The following is a 23,130-nucleotide window of genomic DNA, read 5'->3' on the forward strand; positions in this document are numbered from 1 at the left end:
ACAACTCAGTTTAAAATTAATGTTTACCACGTTTGCGTCCACGTACAATGAATTTAGATGATTGCTTGCGAACGTTACGAGTCTTCTTACCAAGGGTTTTCTTACCCCATGGTGACATTGGAGATGGATGGCCGATAGGTGCTTTACCTTCACCACCACCATGTGGATGGTCGTTAGGGTTCATTACAGAACCACGAACAGTTGGGCGAATACCCATCCAACGTTTACGACCAGCCTTACCGATATTGATCAACTCATGTTGTTCATTACCGACAGAACCGATTGTTGCACGGTTAACAAGGAGAATCATGCGAACTTCACCAGAACCTAAGCGAACTAAGGCATATTTGCCTTCTTTACCTAAGACCTGAGCAGAAGCGCCAGCAGAACGAACTAACTGACCACCATGACCTGGCTTTAATTCAATGTTATGAATAACTGTACCAACTGGAATGTTAGTTAGTGCTAAGGCATTACCTGGCTTGATATCAACATCAACACCAGATTGAATTCTTGTCCCAACTTCTAATCCTTTTGGTGCTAAGATGTAAGCTTTAACCCCATCTTCGTATTGTAGTAAAGCGATATTAGCCGAACGGTTTGGATCATATTCAATTGCTTTAACAATTGCTGGAACATCATCTTTTTGACGTTTAAAATCAATCAGACGATATTGACGTTTATGACCGCCTGCACGATGGCGAACGGTAATATGGCCGTAGTTATTACGACCAGCCGTCTTTGTGGTGTATTCCGTCAATGACTTTTCTGGTTTTGTCTTTGTAATTTCGGCAAAATCGGAGCCGGTCATATTACGACGACCATTGGTAGTTGGTTTGTATACTCTAATACCCACGTTTTTCCCTCCTAAATTTTTATTTTCGTTTAATTATTAGTCTTCAAAAATCTTAATATCTTTTGAATCAGCTGTTAAAGCAACAATTGCTTTACGGCGCTTCTTAGTCATACCAACAAATTGGCCTTGACGTTTCTTTTTGCCGCGAACATTCATGATATTAACGTTTTTAACCTTAACATCAAAAATTTTTTCAACTGCATATTTGACTTGCGTCTTGTTTGCGCGCACATCAACTTCAAAGGTATATTTTTTATCATCCATTTTGGCCATTGAAGCTTCAGTAACCATTGGACGTAAAACAACATCGCGTGCTTCCATTATGCAAGAGCCTCCTCTACTTGAGTGAGAGCAGCTTGAGTCAGGATTAATTTATCGTTAGCTACAACATCTAACACGTTAACACCATTTGCAGGGATAACCGTTACATTTGGTAAGTTACGTGCAGCTAGTGCAGCCTGATCATTGCCGTCTTCAAGAACTACTAATGCTTTTGTTTGTACATCTAAGTTTTTAAGTGCTTCAGCAAAAAGCTTTGTCTTTGGTTGTTCAAAACTCAAGGCATCAACGATAACTACGTTTTCATCAATAACCTTTTGCGATAAAACAGACTTAATTGCTAAGCGACGAACCTTCTTAGGTAATTTATAACTATATGAACGAGGTGTTGGGCCAAAGACCGTACCACCGCCACGCCATTGTGGTGAACGAATTGAGCCTTGACGCGCACGACCAGTACCTTTTTGGCGCCATGGTTTGCGGCCACCGCCACGTACCGCGCTACGATTCTTAACAGCGTGTGTACCCTGGCGTAATGATGCACGTTGCATCAAAATGGCATCAAAAACGACATTTTCATTAGGGGCAATGCCAAAAATGTCGTCGTTTAAAGTAACGTCGCCATTCTGGCTGCCATCTTGTTTGTATAATGCTACAGTTGGCATTTAGAAATCCTCCCTTCCGCTATTATTTTGCTGTGTTTTTAACAGCATTCTTGATCGTAATCAATGATTTCTTAGAACCAGGGACATTCCCTTTAACTAAGATAACATTGCGATCTGTATCAACACGTACGATTTCTAAGTTTTGAATTGTTACTGTGTTATTACCCATGCGGCCTGGTAATTGCTTGCCGGGGAAAACACGGTTAATGATGGCACCCAATGAACCAGGACGACGATGATAACGAGAACCATGCGCCATAGGTCCACGATGTTGGTTGTTCTTTTTAATAACACCCTGGAAACCATGACCCTTAGTTGTACCCGTTACGTCGACGATTTCGCCGGCTTCGAAAGTATCAACTTTGATTTCGTCTCCAACTTTGATATCTCCTAAAGCAACGTCGCGAAATTCGCGAATGAAGCGCTTAGGAGCAGTTTTAGCTTTTGCTACATGACCCTTAGCAGGTTTATTTGCTAACACATCACGCTTATCTTGATAACCTACTTGAATAGCTTCGTAACCATCAGATTCAACTGTCTTAACCTGCAACACAACGTTAGGTGTTGCTTCAACAACTGTAACTGGGATTAATTCACCTGATTCAGTAAAGACTTGCGTCATACCTACTTTTTTTCCTAAGATTCCTTTTCTGGTCATGAGTACACCTCCAATATAAATGTATTTGAACTATAGTTTAATTTCGATATCCACACCACTTGGTAAATCGAGTTTCATTAACGCATCAACAGTTTTTGGTGTTGGGTTAACGATATCGATTAAACGCTTGTGGGTGCGCATTTCAAATTGTTCACGTGAGTCTTTAAACTTATGTGTTGCACGAAGCACTGTATAAAGTGTCCGTTCTGTTGGCAATGGAATAGGACCTGAAATTGTAGCGCCCGTCCGTTTTGCCGTTTCAACAATCTTTTCAGCAGATTGGTCTAAGACACGATGTTCGTATGCTTTTAACCGAATCCGAATCTTTTGTTTTGCCATGTTTTTCCCTCCTTCGTTCGTTTTAAAAATGAACTTGCTCCGTGAAAATTCCCAACACGTCCGCCATGGCAAAGCAGCCGGGCGTGTCGCAACCTTTCACATCTAAGCTCCTGTATTCCATTAATACAGGGATACTAACTCTTCAAAATTAGCACCTTGTCTATTGTACAAGAAAACAAATTATCTGACAAGGCTTTTTTATAAAATTGAGATTTAATTCCTGAATCAACGGGCAACGTTTGTTAGTGTACCATATGTTTTTGACTTTGACTAATATTACTTGACGGTAACTTATCATTCGTATGCTTAGCACAACTTTAAGTTAGAGGTGATTCAATTGGCACATAAAAATGAAGCATTACTGATTATCGACTATACCAATGATTTTGTCGCAAAAAATGGTGTCCTAACTGCCGGTTTACCTGCTCAGGCGTTGGCCCCAAAAATCATTCAATTGGCAGATCGATTCGTTGATCATGGTAGTTGGATAATTTTACCAACTGATGTTCATACACCACATGATACTTTTCATCCCGAAAGTAACATTCTTCCACCGCATAACGTTCGTAATACTTGGGACCGCCGATTCTTTGGTGATTTACAACCATGGTTTGAGCAACATCAAAATGATGAGCGCGTTTATATGTTTGATAAAACTCGCTACATTTCCTTTACAGGGACGGATCTAGATCTTCGTTTGCGCGAACTAAAATTACGACGTTAAATTTAGTTGGCGTCGATACCGATATCTGCGTGCTGCACACTGCCGTTGGCGCTTATAATTTGGCTTACCAGATTATTGTGTATCAGCAGGCAACAGCGACCCTAAATCCAGAAAGACAGTCCTGGGCATTGGATCACTTTAAATCCGTTTTAGGGGCAACTGTGCTATAGATTAGTTAACCTTTCTCTATATTATATAGAAGAAATAAAAAAAACGATTTATCCACTTGAGATAAATCGTCTTTTAATTGTACAGCAACGGTTACTTTTGCTTAATTAATCTTCAGCAGGTGTACCGCCATTTTTCTTAATAATGTCAGCCTGAACAGACTTAGGAACGGCCTCATAATGATCAAATGTCATTGTAAACGTTCCACGTCCCTGAGTTGCAGAACGTAAAGTCGTTGCGTAACCAAACATTTCAGATAACGGAACCATCGAGTTAACTAATTGTGAGTTACCACGTGCTTCCATCCCTTCAACACGACCGCGACGAGCTGTAACGTGGCCCATAACATCACCTAAGTAATCCTCTGGGGCAACAATTTCAACTTTCATGATTGGTTCAAGGATAACTGCGCCGGCCTTTTTAGCAGCCGCACGTAGTGACATTGAAGCGGCAATCTTAAAGGCTGCTTCACTAGAATCGACATCATGATAAGAACCATCGTAAAGACGGGCCTTAACGTCAACTAATGGGTAACCAGCTAAAACACCGTTGGCCATTGATTCTTTCAAACCTTGTTCAACTGCTGGAATAAATTCACGAGGAACAACCCCACCAACAATATCATCGGTAAATTCAAAGCCGCCACCCTCTTCGTTAGGAGTGAATTCGACCCAAACATCACCATACTGACCTTTACCACCAGATTGGCGAATAAACTTACCTTGAGCAGAAGCTTGTTTAGTGAATGTTTCACGGTAAGCAACTTGTGGTGCACCAACAGTTGCTTCAACGTTAAATTCACGACGCATCCGGTCAACAATAATATCCAAATGAAGTTCGCCCATGCCGGCAATCAAAGTTTCACCAGTTTCAGGATTAGTTTCAGCCTTAAAAGTAGGATCCTCTTCAGCAAGCTTTTGTAAGGCAACATCCATCTTATCTTGATCTGCCTTAGTCTTAGGTTCGATTGAAACCTGAATAACTGGATCTGGGAATTCCATTGATTCAAGAATCAATGGGTGCTTAACTGACGTCAAAGAATCACCAGTTGTTGTATTCTTTAAACCAATTGCAGCCGCAATATCACCAGAGAAAACTTCAGGAATTTCAGTCCGGTGATTTGAATGCATTTGGAGTAAACGACCAACACGTTCACGTGTATCCTTAGTTGCATTCATAACGTACGAACCAGATTCAAGCGTACCGGAGTAAACCCGAATAAAGGTTAATCGTCCAACGAATGGATCAGTTGCAATCTTAAATGCTAGAGCAGCGAAATCCTTATCGTCACCAGCAGTCAATTCAACGTTTTCACCCGTTTCAGGATCAGTTGCATTGTATGGCTTAACATCAAGTGGTGATGGTAAGAAATCGTTAACTGCATCAAGCATCATTTGAACACCTTTATTTTTGAAGGCTGAACCAGCAAGTACTGGATAAGCTTCCAAATTCAAAGTTGCCTTACGAATTGCTGCTTTGATTTCATCCTTGGAGATTTCTTCACCTTCAAGGTATTTTTCCATAATACCATCATCGATATCAGCTAACTGCTCGATCATTGCGTTACGGCGTTTTTTAGCTTCTTCCATATATTCATCAGGTACATCTACGGTATCCCATTTTGTACCTAATTCATCTTCGTCATAAAGGTCAGCCTTCATTTCGATTAAGTCAATGACACCTTCAAAGTTATCTTCGGCACCAATTGGCATTTGAATAGGTAACGCATTGGCTTGTAGGCGATCCCTAATTGTATCAACGGAATAGTCAAAATCTGCGCCGATTTTATCCATTTTATTGATAAAAACAATCCGGGGAACACTATAAGTTGTTGACTGACGCCAAACATTTTCGGTTTGTGGTTCAACACCGGCCTGAGCATCAAGTACAACCACTGCACCATCTAAAACACGTAATGAACGTTCAACTTCAACAGTGAAGTCAACGTGTCCTGGGGTATCAATGATGTTAATGCGGTGATTTTTCCACTGTGCCGTTGTTGCGGCAGAAGTGATTGTAATCCCACGTTCTTGTTCTTGTGCCATCCAGTCCATTTGTGAAGCACCTTCGTGGGTTTCACCAATCTTATGAATCTTACCGGTATAGTACAAAATACGTTCGGTCGTAGTCGTCTTACCAGCATCGATATGTGCAACGATACCAATATTCCGTGTTCGTTCTAATGGAAATTCACGAGTATTTGCCATTTAAGAATGTTTCTCCTCTCGTTTAAAAAGCTGATTAAACAGCCTCAATAATTGCATAACTATATTTTTTATTTCAGTTTATTAAGTGAGTAATCCCTAACAAAGCCGGCATAAACGAAGCGTGCCAGAAAAAGGCGACTTTCTGTTCAGCCATAATTGTCCAGTGGTATCCCAGCGCCTTTTCAAGCACGCTGTCCAATCTCAACAAAAGGGGCTACTATATGGAAAACTCATATAATAGCCCTACTTTCGAAATAACTTAGATTACCAACGATAATGTGCAAATGCACGGTTGGCATCTGCCATTTTATGGGTATCTTCACGTTTCTTAACTGCTGCACCAGTATTGTTTGCAGCATCCATGATTTCACGAGCTAAGCGTTCATCCATGGTGTGTTCACCACGTTGACGTGAATATTGAACCAACCAACGAAGACCTAATGTTGTTCGACGATCTGGACGAACTTCGATCGGTACTTGGTAGTTAGATCCACCAACACGACGAGCCTTAACTTCAAGGACGGGCATGATGTTTTTCATTGCTTCTTCAAAGACTTCCAATGGTTCGTTACCAGTTGAGTCTTTAATAATATCAAATGCTTTGTAAAGAATTGTTGACGCAGTACCGCGCTTACCATCAACCATCAAACGGTTAATTAAGCGGGAAACCAATTTAGAATTGTAAATTGGATCTGGTAATACGTCGCGTTTTGCAACAGCGCCTTTTCTTGGCATATTACGTAACCTCCCGAGTTAAATAAAATTGACTTTAAACCAGTTTAATTATTTTTTAGGTTTCTTAGTACCGTATTTAGAACGGCCTTGTTTACGATCTGTAACACCGGCAGTATCTAAAGTACCACGAACAATATGGTAACGGACACCAGGTAAATCCTTAACACGTCCGCCACGGATTAAGACAACACTATGTTCTTGAAGATTATGGCCAATCCCAGGGATATAAGCTGTTACTTCAATTAAATTAGATAAGCGTACACGAGCATACTTACGTAATGCTGAGTTAGGCTTCTTTGGTGTCATCGTGCCGACACGAGTGGCAACCCCACGTTTTTGTGGTGCAGGGTTGTTCGTTTGGATCTTTTTCATACTGTTGTACCCAAAATTCAAAGCAGGTGCATCAGATTTTGTTGTTCTAGATTTACGGCCTTTTCGTACTAATTGATTAATAGTAGGCATCTAAAGCATTCTCCCTTCTTAACATATAAAAATTTAAGTCCACACTTCCAGGCGTCTCTTTTTGAATTACAGAAAACTCCAATACCATGAGTAACTAAATAAGTAGCTTTTAGCGACTGCTTTGGCTTGGTTTCAAGCAACAAAAAAGAGTGAAAACACATCTGGAAGACAATGTGCTGTCGCTCACAGTCAGCACGTCCGCATTTGCGGAAAACTGCTCAACAAAAAGCACCTTTGTAAGAATACCATGATGTACTAGGCGTGTCAACCGGTCACAAAGATTCAACGCTTTTACGTAGCTTATTAATAAGGAGTTGAAATAAAGGAAACTTCCCCCGGTACACATTTTATCGTTCTTCATATTTAACGATTAACTCACTAGTAACGAACCATTCTAGAATAGAAGCACTCTTTCCCTACTACTATCCATCAATACAGTAAGAACTGAAACGAGGTTAATTATAATGCTAATGTTATATTTTCTAGTCGGCACAATTATTGGCTCTTTTTTGACCCTTGTTGCTTGGCGCGTTCCTAGACACGAATCCATTATCGCACCACGGTCGCACTGTGACAACTGTCAACACTATTTAGATACGATTGACTTGATACCAATTTTAGGCTTTTCATTGAATAAAGGACGCTGCCGTTACTGCAAAGAAAAGTTGTCTCCAGTACTGTTATTAGGCGAGATTGTAGCCGGTTCATTAAGTGTTAGTTGCTTTTATTTTAGTAGTACAAAATCGCAATTAATTTTCAGCCTAAGTTTACTGGCCTTCTGTCTTTGTTTCAGTCTCATGGATCTTTTTTACCACGCTATTCACTTTCCAACTTTTTTAATTTTTGCAATTTATTTATCTGGCATTAGCTTTTTTTGCTCTCATTCAACGCTGAATTGGAAAAGTGCCCTGTTTACGGCAAGTATTTTTTATCTATTCAGTAGTCTAACACATAGTTTTGGCTGTGGTGACGTTGATCTACTTGTTCTATGCGCCCTATTATTTGGTAGCTGGCGTTTAGGCCAAATTATTGTCCTGGCCTGCAGTCTCTGTTTGCTAACCTATCCAATTTTGTACTACCATAAAATACACCAAATTGCTTTCATTCCTTATTTAAGTATGGCCCTTTTTATTTTATATTTCTGGCACTAAAAAGGGGCCAGGACTTTTGTCCCAGCCTCTCACTATTTTCGAACATTGTTCTAGAACATGCGCTAAAGTTTTGGGTTCGCCGGCCTTCCAATATCCATAGCGCAGTTATTAGATTAGCGTACAAATCCAAAACCGGGCTTTATCCTACTCCCTTCAAAAAAAACGCCGGATAATGTCCGACGTTTTTTTGTATCTTTAATTATTATCTGGTTGTTGACCCTCACCGTTATTGGCGTTCATTTGCTTTTCAAGATCACTAATTGAATAGACGTTCTCAGAAACAACACCAACTTCTTTTGGTTCTGTATGGCGATACTTAGCCATACCAGTACCAGCAGGAATAATCTTCCCGATAATAACATTTTCTTTTAGACCAAGTAATGGATCATTCTTGCCCCGAATTGCGGCGTCAGTCAAGACACGAGTTGTTTCCTGGAATGAAGCTGCGGATAAGAAACTATTAGTTTCTAGAGCAGCTTTAGTAATCCCAAGTAAAACAGGACGTGCTGTTGCTGGAATGCCACCCGCAATTAAGGTCTTATAGTTTGCTCGCTTAAAGTCGGCAATATCAAGTAATGTTCCTGGCAAGATATCCGTGTCGCCAGGATCCATAACACGAACTTTGCGCATCATTTGCCGAACCATAACTTCCATATGCTTATCAGAAACTTCAACACCCTGCATCCGGTATACTTTTTGAATTTCGCGAAGCATATAGATTTCAGTTGTTAAGGTATCACTGACTTGTAATAGTTGTTTAGGATCAATTGACCCACCAGTTAGTGAATCACCACGATTAACAAGGTCGCCTTCCTTAATTCGGATTCGCGACGTAAACGGTACACTATAAGTTCGTGTATCAGTTTCGCCTTGAACCGTAATTTCCTTAGTGTGGTCAGCTGGATTTTCATCAATTGCTGTAATCTCACCAGTAACTTCAGTAATCGTTGCAAGGCCTTTAGGATTACGAGCTTCCATAATTTCCTGAACACGAGGCAACCCTTGCGTAATATCACCACCGGCAACACCACCGGTATGGAAAGTCCGCATTGTTAACTGTGTACCAGGTTCACCGATTGACTGCGCAGCAACTGTCCCAACGGCTTCACCAACTTCGACGGTTTCGCCAATGGCCAAGTTACGACCGAAGCAATAACGGCAAACACCATGTTCAGTGTTACAAGTAAAGACGGAACGAATTGTGACGGTCTTAATTCCGGCATTAATAATCTTTTGCGCCAACGTTTCATCAATCATAACGTTCTTACCGGCAAATTCTTCACCAGTTTCAGGATCATAAATTGATTTCATCGTGTAACGACCAAGAATTCGATCATAAAGTGGTTCGATGACTTCGTTACCTTCCATAATGGCAGATACTTCTAAGCCACGATCAGTTCCACAATCTTCTTCACGAACGATAACATCCTGGGCAACATCGACTAAACGTCGAGTTAAGTAACCGGAGTTAGCGGTCTTCAGTGCCGTATCGGTCATCCCTTTACGCGCACCATGGGTTGAAATAAACATTTCCATAACGGAAAGACCCTCACGGAAGTTTGAAATAACTGGTAATTCCATGATTTGTCCATTAGGAGCAGCCATTAAACCACGCATACCGGCTAACTGTGTAAAGTTAGATGCATTACCACGGGCACCAGAATCACTCATCATAAAGATTGGGTTGTTCGCAGGCATATTTTCCATTAACCGTTGTTGGATTTGATCCTTAACGCTGTTCCAAATGCCAATGACACGTTGATAACGTTCATCATCAGTAATTAAACCACGACGGAACTGTTTCGTAATCAAAGCAACTTGCTTATGCGCTTCTGCAACTAAGGCAGGCTTTTCAGGCAAGTCATTGACATCAGAAACCCCAACGGTAATACCAGAATGTGTTGCTTCTGTATAGCCTAAAGTCTTCATTCGATCCAATAACTCAGATGTTTCCGTTACCTTATAAATCTTGAAGACTTGTGCAATAATGTCGGCTAAAAAGCTCTTCTTAAATGGCTGGTTCAAATCACGATCCTTAATTGCCGCCTTGATATCAGTACCAGGTTCAATGAAGAACTTATCATCAATCCCATCCATCAAGTTACCGTTAGTTGGTTCGTTCAAATAAACGAAGTCCTTTGGCAAAATTGCGTTAAAGGCTACCTTACCAACTGAAGTAATCATAATTTTATTTCGTTGTTCATCAGAGAATGGCTTATCTAGTAACGAATTGGTGGATAAACCAATGCGTGTATGCAATTCAACGTAGCCATTCTGGTAGGCCAAAACAACTTCATTAGGATCTTTAAAGATCATGCCTTCACCGTTAATGCCAGCTTCTTCAGTTGTTAAGAAGTAGTTACCAAGCACAACGTCCTGCGAAGGTGTTGAAATTGGCTTACCATCACGTGGTGCCAAGATATGGTGAGCAGCTAACATTAACATCCGGGCTTCAGCTTGAGCTTCATCAGATAATGGTACGTGAATCGCCATCTGATCACCATCAAAATCGGCATTGTAGGCTTCGCAGGCAAGTGGATGCAGACGAATTGATTTACCATCAACTAAAACTGGTTCAAATGCCTGAATCCCCAAACGATGCAATGTAGGTGCCCGGTTTAATAATACTGGGTGCTCTTTAATAACATCTTCCAAAACATCCCAGATATCTTCATCCCGGCGATCAATCTTACGCTTAGCATTCTTAATGTTAGAAGCCAATTCACGTTTAACCAATTCATGCATGACAAATGGTTTGAATAATTCAAGCGCCATTTCACGGGGTAAACCACATTGATAGAATTTAAGCGTTGGGCCGACATCAATAACTGAACGACCTGAATAATCAACTCGCTTACCTAACAAGTTCTGGCGGAAACGTCCTTGTTTCCCCTTCAATAAATGCGAAAGTGATTTTAATGGACGATTACCAGGCCCAGTAACTGGACGGCCACGACGACCATTATCGATCAAAGCATCGACGGCCTCTTGGAGCATCCGTTTTTCGTTTTGAACAATGATATTGGGTGCATTTAAATCAAGTAGTCGCTTCAAACGATTATTCCGGTTGATCACCCGCCGGTATAAATCATTTAAATCAGAAGTAGCAAAACGGCCACCTTCTAATTGAACCATTGGTCGTAAATCCGGTGGAATGACAGGAATTGCGTCCATAACCATCCAACTAGGTTCATTACCAGATTGGCGGAAAGCTTCAAGAATATCTAAACGTCGAATAGCACGAGTCCGTTTTTGGCCTTGAGCAGTCTTTAGATCTTCCTTAAGCCCAGCAACTTCTTTATCTAGGTCAACGTCATCTAATAATTCTTTGATGGCTTCAGCACCCATCTTAGCTTTAAACTCATGACCGTACTGTTCATACTTTTCACGGTATTCACTTTCAGTTAAAAGTTGTTTCTTTTCTAAGGCAGTGTTGCCGGATTCAATGACAACGTAGGATGCGAAGTAAATGATCTCTTCCAAAGCGCGGGGGCTCATGTCTAAAACAAGACCCATTCGACTTGGAATACCTTTGAAGTACCAAATATGTGAAACTGGCGCTGCTAGTTCAATGTGACCCATTCGTTCACGACGAACCTTAGAACGCGTAACTTCAACCCCGCAGCGATCACAAACGATTCCCTTATAGCGAATTCGTTTGTACTTACCACAAGCACATTCCCAGTCTTTCGTCGGGCCAAAGATCCGTTCATCAAACAGGCCATCGCGTTCGGGCTTTAGTGTTCGGTAGTTGATTGTTTCTGGCTTTTTAACTTCACCATAAGACCAACTGCGGATTTTATCGGGAGATGCAAGTCCAATCTGCATACTCTCAAATTTATTAACATCTATCACTTGGCCGACCTCCTATTATTTATCGTTGTCATTGTTAGCTTTTGTTGCTTCTTCAGCAGCCTTTTTAGCCTTAGCTGCCTCTTGTTCCTTGGCAAATTTAGACAAAGCGTCAACACTTACAACATCATCGTCTTCATCATCCATATCACGTAATTCAATTTCCTTATTATCGGCATCCAAAACCTTCATGTCCAAACCAAGAGATTGTAATTCCTTGACTAAAACACGGAATGATTCTGGTACACCAGGCTTAGGAATTGGTTCACCCTTAACGATTGCCTCGTAGGTCTTAACCCGGCCAACAACGTCATCAGATTTATAAGTCAAAATTTCTTGAAGTGTGTAAGCTGCACCATAAGCTTCAAGAGCCCAAACTTCCATTTCACCAAAACGCTGCCCACCAAACTGAGCCTTACCACCTAATGGTTGTTGTGTCACTAATGAGTAAGGTCCGATTGAACGAGAATGTAATTTATCGTCAACCATGTGGGCTAATTTCATATAGTACATAACCCCAACGGAAACACGGTTAGTAAATGGTTCACCAGTACGGCCATCGTAAAGTACTGATTTAGCATCGTTATCCATATCGGCTTCTTTAACAGCATCCCAGATATCTTTATCCTGCGCACCATCAAAGACTGGCGTTGCAACGTGGATACCTAAGTTACGTGCTGCCATACCTAAATGAAGTTCGATAACCTGACCAATATTCATACGTGATGGAACACCCATTGGTGACAAACAAATGTCAACTGGTGTGCCATCTGGTAAGTAAGGCATATCCTCTTCCGGAACGACGATTGAAACAGTCCCCTTATTACCATGACGTCCGGCCATCTTATCCCCAACTTGAATCTTACGTTTCTGGGCAATATAGACCCGAACCATCATGTTAACGCCAGGTGATAATTCATCGCCGGCCTCACGAGTAAAGATCTTAACGTCTTGAATAATTCCGCCGCCACCATGAGGTACTCGTAGCGATGTGTCCCGAACTTCACGCGCTTTTTCACCAAAGATAGCGTGTAACAAACGTTCTTCAGCCGATAATTCAGTAACTCCCTTAGGCGTTACCTTACCAACTAACAAATCGCCATCCTTAACTTCAGCACCAATTCGAACGACCCCAAATTCATCTAGATCCTTCAAAGCATCTTCACCAACGTTAGGAATCTCACGGGTGATTTCTTCCGGTCCAAGCTTTGTATCACGAGCTTCTGATTCATATTCTTCAATATGAATTGACGTGTACGCATCTTCACGAACTAGCTTTTCAGATAAGACAATGGCATCTTCGTAGTTATACATATTCCAAGTCATGAAAGCAATGATTGGGTTTTGCCCTAAAGCAAGTTCACCATTTTCCATTGCGGGTCCGTCAGCTAGAATTTCACTAGCGTCAATCTTATCGCCTAACTTAACAATTGGCCGCTGATTGTAGCTCTTACCTGAGTTAGAACGACGGAATTTCATTAAATTATATTTGTCTAAAGTACCGTCTTCACGGCGAATGCGAATTTGCTTAGCATCAACGTATTCAACAGTACCGGCGTGCTTAGCAACAACAGCAGTCCCTGAGTCATGGGCCGCCTTATATTCCATACCAGTTCCGACTAATGGTGCGTGGGGGTTAATCAACGGAACAGCTTGTCGCTGCATGTTGGCACCCATCAAGGCACGGTTAGAATCGTCATTTTCCAAGAAAGGAATGCAGGCTGTCGCCACGGCAACAACTTGCTTAGGCGAAACATCCATGTAATCGACCCGATCAGTAGAAATTTCTAAGTTTTCATCAACACGCCGCGCCAAAACGGTTTCGTCAACGAATGAGCCATCATCATTTAATGGTGAGTTGGCCTGGGCAACAACGTAGTTATCTTCTTCATCGGCCGTTAAATAGTCAATTTTATCGGTAACTTTATGTGTCGTCCAATCAACACGGCGGTATGGTGTTTCGATAAAGCCATACTTATTAACAACGGCATAACTAGCTAAACTGTTAATTAAACCAATGTTGGGGCCTTCAGGTGTTTCGATTGGGCACATCCGACCGTAATGGGTATAATGCACATCACGAACTTCATAACCGGCACGATCACGCGTTAAGCCACCAGGGCCAAGGGCAGATAACCGCCGCTTATGGGTTAATTCACCAAGCGGATTTGTCTGATCCATGAACTGTGACAATTGTGATGAACCAAAGAATTCCTTAATTGAAGCAACAACTGGCCGAATATTGATCAATTGTTGTGGTGTTACGGTTGACGTATCCTGAATTGACATTCGTTCACGTACAACACGTTCCATCCGTGACAAACCAATCCGGAATTGATTTTGTAATAATTCACCAACTGAACGAATCCGCCGGTTACCTAAATGATCAATATCATCAGTTGTGCCAATGCCTTCTTGCAAGTTTAAGAAGTAGTTCATTGACGCGATGATATCAGCTGGACGAATGTGTTTCCAAGCAAGTTCAATGTGACCATTACCAATTAACGGTACTTCTTTTTCAGGATTAACTTTAGAGAAGATTTTAATTGATTGTAAGATCATTGGGTCAGTAACGGCACCTTCATCTGATGGTGTGTAAGTCGTTGTCATGAAATCATCGCGGTCCAAATAAGGACTCAATTTTTCCATAACCCCACGATCAACAACGTCACCCTTTTGTGCAAGAACCTCACCAGTATCTGGATCAGCCAAAGTTTCGGCCAATGTCTGGTTCAATAAACGTGTTTTTAAAGTTAACTTCTTATTAATTTTATAACGACCAACCGCTGCTAAATCATAGCGTTTTGGATCAAAGAAGCGTGCGTTCAATAAACTTCTTGAACTATCAGCTGTCTTTGGTTCACCTGGCCGAAGTCGTTCATAAATATCTTTTAGCGATTCTTCAACCCGAGAATCGTCAGTGTTCTTATGAACATCTTTTTCAAGGGTTAGCATCAAACTATCATTATCGCCTAACATACCGATAATGTCGTCATCAGAACCAAAGCCCAAGGCACGAATTAATTCTGACATTGGAATCTTACGCGTCCGGTCAATTCGAACGTATGAAATATCCTTGGCGTCAGTTTCGTATTCTAACCACGCCCCACGATTAGGAATGGCAGTGGCACCATAAATAGTGCGGCTATTCTTATCAAGCTCACTGTTGAAATAAACACCAGGTGAACGTACTAACTGGGAAACGATAACCCGTTCGGCACCATTGATAATAAAGGTACCTTGATCGGTCATTAATGGAAAATCACCAAAAAAAACGTCTTGCGATTTGATTTCGCCTGTTTCATGGTTAGTCAAGCGTAAAGTCACGTGGAGTGGTGCTGAATAATTAGCATCATGCTGCCGTGCTTCTTCTACTGAGTACTTTGCTTCCAATAATTGATAATCAACGAACTCTAATGATAGGTTCCCTGCGAAATCCTCAATCGGCATAATGTCGTTGAACATTTCTTTCAGGCCTTCATCTAAGAACCAGTTATACGAATTTGACTGAATTTCAATCAAGTTTGGTAAATCCAGCACTTCTTTAATACGTGAATAACTTCGACGCGTACGGTGTTTTCCGTATTTAACTAAATGACCTGCCAAATTGTTCACCCCTTCTGTAGTATCTACGAATTGCTTAGAGAATGTTTGAAAAGTGTCTGGTTTTCCCACAGTGTGGACTGCTAACAAGACTGCTGCCAATCCAAATGCTCTGGAACATTAATTGTTCAACGAAGACGAAAAGCATCAACTTGAACACATGCACGTAAAAAGCCGCCTTTTCAAACATATCTAGCCTTCACATTACAAAAACATTACAATTGTTAAAGTTGCATTACAATTGCTAATTAACCCGAATTTTAAGCAAAAAAAAACCAAAAATAGGACATTGTTCTATTCAAACTTGTCAGCTACTTTTGAGTTTTCTTATAAACTACCCTCCGGACAATAGATCGCAGAGTAGTTGTATTCGCAGTTTTAGCAATTACTAATCATACACTTGTTATATTTAGCTGTCAACAAACCAGCGCGTATTAGAAAAAGATACTTGGCCATTAAATGAATTGTTCGTCAATTGGACGAACCCAAGAATCTGCCTCTCCAAACACGCTACCACCAGATTAGCTATTAGCGCGTGGACTGCTAGCAAATTAAGCATACTAAACACGCTGATGCTTTCAGTCTAACCCAAATCAGTAAAATAGCAACTACTTGGCCCGTTCCTTACGTAACATATCGCCGGCCTTTACTGGAATACCCACTGGTACTTGGTAAACCATCATTGCGTCAGGGGCACGACGTAAAATATCATTATCTTTATCCCACAACTGTTGAATAACTTCTTCATGGTGCGTGAAATGCGGACCGTAAAATTCAATCTTATCGCCAACACCAAAGTTATTACGTTGTTGAACCATCGCAACTTGTCGTTTAGCATCATAATCAAGCACTTGGCCAACAAATGTATACTGTGGTCGCTTACGGCGCTTACCAAATAATTCATCGTCTTCCGTTGGTGTGCCATAGTAAAACCCAGTTGACATTTCTCGCTGGGCGACCTTCCACAATTCATCCACCCAAGCTTGGTTTAAAACGTAATGATCAGGATCGGCACAGTAACTATCAACTGCACGACGATAAACATTGGCAACTGTCGACACATAGTGAATTGATTTCATTCGGCCTTCAATTTTAAATGAATTAACGCCGGCTTCAACTAAATCAGGAATATGCTCAATCATTGCCATATCAACGGCACTCATTGTAAACGGCGTCTTCGGGTCCGCCTCAGTTTGTTTTTCACCCATCGTCGGCATTTCAAACAAGTCATACTTCCAACGACAATTTTGGGCACAGCCACCACGATTGGCATCACGCATACTCATGTGATTGGACAAAACACAACGTCCGGAATACCCAATACACATCGCCCCGTGAATAAAGGCCTCAATTTGAACGTTGGTATGCCGCCGCATTTCCTTTATTTCTTCAATACCCACTTCACGGGCCAATACAACTCGCTCCAAACCTTCATTTTGCCAAAAATTTAACGTTTCGTAATTAGTGGCCGAAGCCTGGGTTGATAAATGAACCGGTAAACCTGGTGCCTCAGTAATCGCAATTTCAATCAAGGATGGGTCGGACACGATTACTGCACTAATACCGATGTCACGTAAAGTCCGGAAAAATTTACCGGCACCCTGAACATCGCCTTCGTGAGCAACAATATTTGCCGCCACGTATACTTTTGCGTTATGTGCTTGGGCAAATGCTACCCCTTCACGCATTTGATCAAATGAGAAATTACCAGCGCGGGTTCGTAATCCATAAGCGTCACCGCCAATATAAACAGCATCTGCACCATAATTAATAGCAACTTTTAACTTTTCCAAGGTACCAGCTGGTGCTAATACTTCAGGTTTATTTGTAATAGTTCGCATTTTATTGCACCTCGCTAGGATCTATTTCGTAAAAACCAGTATCCAAGCCACGATTGGCCGGTTGATTAGTACTTACTTGCTCATCTAATTGCTCAACCAGATCTGGCGTCCATTTTTGTGCCAAAATAGCTTTTTTTGCGGCCACAAAGGTTTGCGCAATACTAACAAATTGATCGCGGTCAGCAAACAAGCCATCTAACTTCCAGTGAGTCAGCCCTAAATCATTTAACTCGGCCAATTTAGTTATCAGGTTCAGATCGTTATTGGCAAACACGTGGGTACCGTTAAAATCCTCATAAATTGAGTAATGTGTCTCTGGTTTATGGGGCGCCGAAACAAATAACCCCCGCGCCCGGTCCGCACGATCTTGATGTTCTTTAACAAAGTTAAAATAATTATGTAATAGTGGCCGTCCAGATTGATGAATACAAGTCGCGCCGTAAACTTGAATTTCACCAGGAATCTGTAATTCCGTCACCATTTCAGTTAATTCATCATGGGGAACCTCACGGGCAATTACTGCTCCGCTAGCACCATGTTTTGCCCAAAAATTAACTTGCCGCGCACTGGTAACTAATACCTCCGCATCATAAATAAATGGTAAGTTTAATTTCTTTTGCTGCAATAAGTAGATAACACCGGGATCACCAACTGTAATTTGATCTACTTGCAAAGCGGCCAAAAAATCTAAATAGTCGGCAACCTTAGCAATCCGATCATTATGCATGATGGCATTAACTGCCACCGTTACTTTTTTACCTGCAGCATGGGCCAAATGAACAATTTCTGCTACTTCCGGTCTTTTAAAACTATGAGGTAGGCGTAAGCCAAAAAAATCCTCACCTAAATATAACGTATCAACGTCTGCCGCTAATAACATTTTTGCTTGCTCCTGTGAGTCCACAGTCGCTATTATATCGATCAAACTCTTCGCTTCTTTCTTAATAACGGATTAAGCGCTAATTGTTTTTAGAATAACATACTTCAAATTAATTGAAAACGTTGGGTCGGCCAAAAGTACGTTTCAAAAAGGATTTAGCCACTTTTTTCAAATCCACCCGCGGTACAATTAATTACCAGGTACGCTAGACCGATTTTCCCTCCAACGGGTATTGCTATCTGTTTTTTACGCCACCCTTATTAATTCAAAAGCCAAATTTCCTTATGTTCGCCGTCTGAGTGATTTCAGTCGATAGAAAACCAATTGTTCGCTTTTTTAGCCAGTAAGTGCCATACAAAAAAGAGTGCGAAGAAAGAATTTTCTTCACACCCTTAAACAGCTAGAACAACTATGCTTTTACGGTTGAATCTGTTGTTTTTTTATTTTCGTCGCGAATATTAATTGTGATCTTATTCTGCCGCGCACCAATAGTTAAAGAATCGCCAATTTTAATTCGTCCTGAAAGCAGTTCCTCACTCAAGCGATCTTCAACTTCAGTTTGGAGTGCCCGCCGAATTGGTCGCGCACCGTATTCAGGATCAAAACCAACCTTAGCAATTACATCAATTGCAGCCGGTGTAATTTTAACCGCAATTTTTTGTTCTTGTAAACGTCGTAACACGGTTTTAGCCATAATCTTCACAATTTCATGTAACTCGGCCTTAGTTAAGGAATGGAAGACAACAACTTCATCAATCCGGTTGAGAAATTCAGGTCGGAAGGAATTTTTCAATTCTTGAAGGATTTGGCTTCGCATTGCTTTGTAATCCTGCTGCGCATTTTTAGCGCCAAAACCAACCGACTTTTCATCACGTAAGGTTGTTGCACCAAGGTTAGACGTCATAATCAAAATTGTGTTACGAAAATCAACTTTACGCCCTTTAGAGTCAGTTAAATAACCATCATCTAACACCTGCAATAAAATATTGAAGACATCAGGATGCGCCTTTTCAACTTCATCTAATAATACAACTGAGTATGGTTTCTGCCGAACTTGCTCAGTTAACTGACCGCCTTCGTCATAACCAACATAGCCAGGCGGTGCTCCCACAAGACGAGAGGTTGAATACTTCTCCATATATTCGGACATATCAACTCGAATCATATTATCCTCTGAACCAAACATTGCTTCAGCCAGAGCCTTCGCTAATTCAGTTTTACCAACCCCAGTTGGTCCAAGAAACATAAATGATCCAATTGGCCGCTGTGGGTCTTTTAGCCCACTACGCGCTCGGCGAATTGCTCGTGAAACAGCTGAAACTGCCTCTTCTTGGCCCACTACTCGTTTATGCAAAACCTTTTCCAAATTAACTAAACGGTCACTTTCACTTTTACGCAATTGGGTCAACGGTACCCCAGTCCATTGCGAAACAACCGTCGCAATGTCTTCTGGCATGACCTTAACATCCTTACGCACACCGTTTGTTTCACCGGCCTTGGCCGCCTTAGCTTCCAGCTTTGCCTTTACCTTCATTTCGTCTTCACGAATAGCGGCAGCCTTTTCAAAGTCCTGTTCTTCAATGGCCTTTTCTTTAGACTTAGTTAATTTAGTTAGCTGTGTTTCTAATTTATTTTCTGGTGTTTTCTTACTGGCGGCATCTAGACGCACTGAAGCCGCCGATTCATCAATTAAATCAATTGCCTTATCTGGTAAGAAACGGTCACTAATATAACGTGCCGAAAGGACAACCGCTTCATGAACAGCCTCGTCAGTAATCGTGACACCATGATGTTCTTCATAACGACTTCGTAGTCCAAGTAAAATCTCTTCTGCCTCTTTCTCCGTCGGTTCATTAACTTGAATTGTAGCAAATCGGCGCTCTAAGGCAGCATCTTTTTCAATATATTTTTGGTATTCATCTAAAGTAGTTGCGCCAATAACCTGCATTTCACCACGAGCCAAGGCTGGCTTCAAAATATTAGAAGCATCAATCGCGCCTTCAGCACCCCCGGCACCAATTAAAGTATGCAATTCGTCAATAAATAGAATAACTTGTCCATCTTTATAAATTTCGTCAATTACTTTCTTTAAACGATCTTCGAATTCCCCACGATATTTTGTGCCCGCAACTAACGATCCCATATCTAACGCCATTAATCGCTTTTTACGCATATCGTCTGGTACATCACCATTAATAATCTTTTGTGCTAAGCCTTCAGCAATGGCAGTTTTACCCACGCCGGGCTCCCCAATTAAAACGGGATTATTTTTAGTTCGGCGGGATAAGACCTGAATCAAGCGCCGAACTTCTTTACTTCGTCCGACAACTGGATCCATTTTATTTTCGCGTGCTAATTGCGTTAAATCACGCGCTAAAGAGTCCAGCGTTGGTGTTCCTTCACTTTGCTGTGCCTGCCGATTTCTAGTTTGGCCACGGCGCTTAGTTGTTGTATCATTAACACCTAATTTTTTGAGAACCATTTGGCGAGTTTTACTCAAACTTAATCCTAAGTTAGTTAAAATACGTGAAGCCAGAATATCATCTTCACGAAGTAACCCCAGTAAGATGTGTTCCGTACCAATCTTCATTGCGCCCATGCGTTTAGCCTCATCACCGGCATACGAAAGCACTTGTTTGGCCTTAGGTGCGTAAGGAAGGTAGACGTCCTTTTTGGTTTCTGTTGAAGTACCATAGCCGGTAAAACGTTCAATTTCCTCACGGATGTCAGTTTCATTAACTGATAATTGCCGCAATGTCTTACCTGCAATCCCGTCATTTTCAATGACAAGTGCAAGTAATAAATGCTCCGTACCCACAGCATGATGGCGGAAATACTTTGCTTGTTCCTGTGCGAGAACTAAAACGTTTTTTGCACTCGGTGTAAATAAATTATCCATTAAGCGTCCCTCACTTTCGCTTACTCTCTTTCATAACGCAAATGATTTAGAAGACTAGTTAAAATTCGTGCTCTTAACTCTGCTTCCAATTGTCGATCATTTAAAGCTAACGTCTCGTGGCTAGTTGCAGCCAAAATCAAATTGGCGTCTCTTCGCTCGATCGCATTATCCTCATAAAGCTTTTGAACAATTGCCAACGTATCACGCTGACTAATTTGTTGTCCAACCAGTCCTATAAGTGTGTCTAGCATATCACGATCGTCTAATAATTTCACCTTTTCGATGCGAATGTAACCACCACCGCCACGCTTACTTTGAACAAGATAACCACGTTGAATTGTAAAACGAGTATTAATCACATAATTAATTTGGGATGGAACACAGTTAAACAATTCTGCTATCTCGGAACGCCGAATTTCGACACGAGTTGATTCATTTAAGATCTGTTTTAAATAGGCCTCGATAATATCAGAAATATTTTGCCCTTGCATCTGCTCTCACCTTAACTTTGACTAATATTGACTATCATTATAGAAGATAATTGTAAATTTGCAAAGAATTTAGATTAAATAATTGTTGGCAGTTCAAAATAGAACGTCATTTTTGGTATTTAAGATAAGTTTTGCTAAAAATGGTAATCAAGTAAGACTGCGCTTAAGATTGTATGTTGAAATGAGTTTCTGAGCGCATATCGTCAATAAAATTGATTCAGACACTCTCTGTGATACATTTCTAATTAATTTGGACCGATAATTAAAAAGGACTATCTCGTAAATAGTTTACGAGATAGTCCTAGTTTTGAATCTTCGAATAATCTTATTTTCAATAGTCGGGAAAACAGGATTCGAACCTGCGACCCCTACGTCCCGAACGTAGTGCTCTACCAAGCTGAGCTACTTCCCGAAAAATACCAAAAAACAAGCGGAAGACGGGATTCGAACCCGCGACCCCCACCATGGCAAGGTGATGTTCTACCACTGAACTACTTCCGCATGTAAAATATTAATATAATCGGGAAAACAGGATTCGAACCTGCGACCCCTTGGTCCCAAACCAAGTGCTCTACCAAGCTGAGCTATTTCCCGATGTTACTTTTTTATAAAAACAAAAAAATGCACCCAGTAGGAGTCGAACCTACAACCTTCTGATTCGTAGTCAGACACTCTATCCAATTGCGCTATGGGTGCAAATATTTATTTAATGCCGAGGACCGGAATCGAACCGGTACGGTGATTACTCACCGCAGGATTTTAAGTCCTGTGCGTCTGCCAGTTCCGCCACCCCGGCAAGGTTGAAAAATTCGGAACTAAGCGGAAGACGGGATTCGAACCCGCGACCCCCACCATGGCAAGGTGATGTTCTACCACTGAACTACTTCCGCATAACAATAAAATGCCGACTAGACGATTCGAACGCCCGACCCTCTGATTACAAATCAGATGCTCTACCAACTGAGCTAAGTCGGCATACTACTACACAATACAACTGCGGGTGAAGGGACTCGAACCCCCACGCCTCGCGGCGCTAGATCCTAAATCTAGTGCGTCTGCCAATTCCGCCACACCCGCAAAAACTGGCAATGAGCCGTAACAGGTTCGAACTGTTGACCCTCTGATTAAAAGTCAGATGCTCTACCGACTGAGCTAACGGCTCAAATGGAGATTACAGGGTTCGAACCTGTGACCCCCTGCTTGTAAGGCAGGTGCTCTCCCAGCTGAGCTAAACCTCCAAATGAAATAGCATGGCAACGTCCTACCCTCGCAGGGGGTGCTCCCCCAACTACTCTCGGCGCTAAGAAGCTTAACTTCTGT

Annotated in this window: 15 protein-coding genes, 10 tRNA genes and 1 pseudogene; 2 read left to right on the forward strand and 24 right to left on the reverse strand. The window is 41.5% G+C overall.

All coding sequences use genetic code 11. From position 1 onward, the window contains the following. Nucleotides 1-16: 16 nt before the first annotated feature. The 5 genes from rplB to rpsJ are packed head-to-tail and all read right to left on the reverse strand — an operon-like array spanning nucleotide 17 to nucleotide 2,797. Nucleotides 17-856, reverse strand: a complete 840-nt coding sequence (gene rplB, locus EKM98_RS08085; RefSeq protein ID WP_125981927.1) for a 50S ribosomal protein L2 — start codon at nucleotides 854-856, stop codon at nucleotides 17-19. A 36-nt stretch (nucleotides 857-892) separates the two neighbouring features. Continuing rightward, nucleotides 893-1,177 (reverse strand): 50S ribosomal protein L23, encoded by a 285-nt coding sequence (gene rplW / locus EKM98_RS08090; protein ID WP_125981929.1) that lies wholly within the window; start codon nucleotides 1,175-1,177, stop codon nucleotides 893-895. After that, nucleotides 1,177-1,800, reverse strand: coding sequence for a 50S ribosomal protein L4 (gene rplD / locus EKM98_RS08095; protein ID WP_068225477.1), 624 nt, complete (start codon nucleotides 1,798-1,800; stop codon nucleotides 1,177-1,179). Before rplD ends, rplW begins: the two co-directional genes overlap by 1 nt. Before the next feature lie 22 nt (nucleotides 1,801-1,822). Continuing rightward, the gene (gene rplC / locus EKM98_RS08100) at nucleotides 1,823-2,458 is read right to left on the reverse strand and encodes a 50S ribosomal protein L3 (protein WP_068225478.1); all 636 of its coding nucleotides are present in this window, start codon (nucleotides 2,456-2,458) and stop codon (nucleotides 1,823-1,825) included. A gap of 30 nt (nucleotides 2,459-2,488) precedes the next feature. Next, the gene (rpsJ, locus tag EKM98_RS08105; protein ID WP_068225479.1) at nucleotides 2,489-2,797 is read right to left on the reverse strand and encodes a 30S ribosomal protein S10; all 309 of its coding nucleotides are present in this window, start codon (nucleotides 2,795-2,797) and stop codon (nucleotides 2,489-2,491) included. Nucleotides 2,798-3,134: 337 nt separating this feature from the next. Between rpsJ and EKM98_RS08110 the strand changes: the two are divergent. Next, nucleotides 3,135-3,691, forward strand: a pseudogene (locus EKM98_RS08110) (cysteine hydrolase family protein). A 105-nt stretch (nucleotides 3,692-3,796) separates the two neighbouring features. Here the strand turns inward: EKM98_RS08110 and fusA are convergent. From fusA to rpsL, 3 genes are all read right to left on the reverse strand, one after another. Beyond that, nucleotides 3,797-5,896, reverse strand: a complete 2,100-nt coding sequence (gene fusA / locus EKM98_RS08115; protein ID WP_125981931.1) for an elongation factor G — start codon at nucleotides 5,894-5,896, stop codon at nucleotides 3,797-3,799. Nucleotides 5,897-6,160: 264 nt separating this feature from the next. Next, a complete protein-coding gene (gene rpsG, locus EKM98_RS08120) occupies nucleotides 6,161-6,631 on the reverse strand; it encodes a 30S ribosomal protein S7 (protein ID WP_068225481.1) in 471 nt (156 codons plus the stop codon). 48 nt (nucleotides 6,632-6,679) lie between these two features. Continuing rightward, nucleotides 6,680-7,093 carry a 30S ribosomal protein S12 gene (rpsL, locus tag EKM98_RS08125; protein WP_068225482.1) on the reverse strand — a complete coding sequence of 138 codons (414 nt, stop codon included), beginning with the start codon at nucleotides 7,091-7,093 and terminating at the stop codon, nucleotides 6,680-6,682. Nucleotides 7,094-7,563: 470 nt separating this feature from the next. Between rpsL and EKM98_RS12300 the strand changes: the two genes are divergently transcribed. Next, the gene (locus tag EKM98_RS12300; RefSeq protein ID WP_225418551.1) at nucleotides 7,564-8,244 is read left to right on the forward strand and encodes a prepilin peptidase; all 681 of its coding nucleotides are present in this window, start codon (nucleotides 7,564-7,566) and stop codon (nucleotides 8,242-8,244) included. A 195-nt stretch (nucleotides 8,245-8,439) separates the two neighbouring features. On the opposite strand, the gene rpoC is transcribed toward EKM98_RS12300, so the two are convergent. The 16 genes from rpoC to EKM98_RS08210 all read right to left on the reverse strand — a co-directional run bounded on the left by rpoC (nucleotide 8,440) and on the right by EKM98_RS08210 (nucleotide 23,048). Beyond that, complete coding sequence (rpoC, locus tag EKM98_RS08135; protein WP_125981934.1) at nucleotides 8,440-12,099, reverse strand: DNA-directed RNA polymerase subunit beta'; 3,660 nt, start codon at nucleotides 12,097-12,099, stop codon at nucleotides 8,440-8,442. A gap of 15 nt (nucleotides 12,100-12,114) precedes the next feature. Next, nucleotides 12,115-15,702, reverse strand: coding sequence for a DNA-directed RNA polymerase subunit beta (rpoB, locus tag EKM98_RS08140; RefSeq protein ID WP_125981936.1), 3,588 nt, complete (start codon nucleotides 15,700-15,702; stop codon nucleotides 12,115-12,117). Between the two features lie 605 nt (nucleotides 15,703-16,307). Next, the gene (locus tag EKM98_RS08145; protein WP_125981938.1) at nucleotides 16,308-17,540 is read right to left on the reverse strand and encodes a peptidase U32 family protein; all 1,233 of its coding nucleotides are present in this window, start codon (nucleotides 17,538-17,540) and stop codon (nucleotides 16,308-16,310) included. 1 nt (nucleotide 17,541) lies between these two features. Beyond that, nucleotides 17,542-18,465 carry a peptidase U32 family protein gene (locus tag EKM98_RS08150; RefSeq protein ID WP_125981940.1) on the reverse strand — a complete coding sequence of 308 codons (924 nt, stop codon included), beginning with the start codon at nucleotides 18,463-18,465 and terminating at the stop codon, nucleotides 17,542-17,544. A 364-nt stretch (nucleotides 18,466-18,829) separates the two neighbouring features. Beyond that, entirely contained in the window at nucleotides 18,830-21,319 is a 2,490-nt protein-coding gene (locus EKM98_RS08155) for an ATP-dependent Clp protease ATP-binding subunit (RefSeq protein WP_125981941.1), read from the reverse strand. Between the two features lie 20 nt (nucleotides 21,320-21,339). Beyond that, on the reverse strand, nucleotides 21,340-21,810 hold the full coding sequence (locus tag EKM98_RS08160; RefSeq protein ID WP_125981943.1) for a CtsR family transcriptional regulator: 471 nt from the start codon (nucleotides 21,808-21,810) through the stop codon (nucleotides 21,340-21,342). A 338-nt stretch (nucleotides 21,811-22,148) separates the two neighbouring features. Next, nucleotides 22,149-22,222: transfer RNA gene (locus EKM98_RS08165), tRNA-Pro, on the reverse strand. A 17-nt stretch (nucleotides 22,223-22,239) separates the two neighbouring features. Further along, nucleotides 22,240-22,311, reverse strand: a tRNA-Gly gene (locus EKM98_RS08170). 19 nt (nucleotides 22,312-22,330) lie between these two features. Then, a tRNA-Pro gene (locus EKM98_RS08175) sits at nucleotides 22,331-22,404 on the reverse strand. Nucleotides 22,405-22,432: 28 nt separating this feature from the next. Next, nucleotides 22,433-22,506: transfer RNA gene (locus EKM98_RS08180), tRNA-Arg, on the reverse strand. A gap of 14 nt (nucleotides 22,507-22,520) precedes the next feature. Continuing rightward, nucleotides 22,521-22,606 (reverse strand) — tRNA-Leu (locus EKM98_RS08185). 22 nt (nucleotides 22,607-22,628) lie between these two features. After that, a tRNA-Gly gene (locus tag EKM98_RS08190) sits at nucleotides 22,629-22,700 on the reverse strand. A gap of 12 nt (nucleotides 22,701-22,712) precedes the next feature. After that, nucleotides 22,713-22,785: transfer RNA gene (locus tag EKM98_RS08195), tRNA-Thr, on the reverse strand. A gap of 20 nt (nucleotides 22,786-22,805) precedes the next feature. Further along, a tRNA-Leu gene (locus EKM98_RS08200) sits at nucleotides 22,806-22,887 on the reverse strand. 12 nt (nucleotides 22,888-22,899) lie between these two features. Beyond that, nucleotides 22,900-22,972 (reverse strand) — tRNA-Lys (locus EKM98_RS08205). Between the two features lie 3 nt (nucleotides 22,973-22,975). Next, nucleotides 22,976-23,048: transfer RNA gene (locus EKM98_RS08210), tRNA-Val, on the reverse strand. Nucleotides 23,049-23,130 lie beyond the last annotated feature (82 nt).

This window comes from Loigolactobacillus iwatensis (assembly GCF_003950295.1).
In the GTDB taxonomy this organism is placed as follows: Bacteria; Bacillota; Bacilli; order Lactobacillales; family Lactobacillaceae; genus Loigolactobacillus; species Loigolactobacillus iwatensis.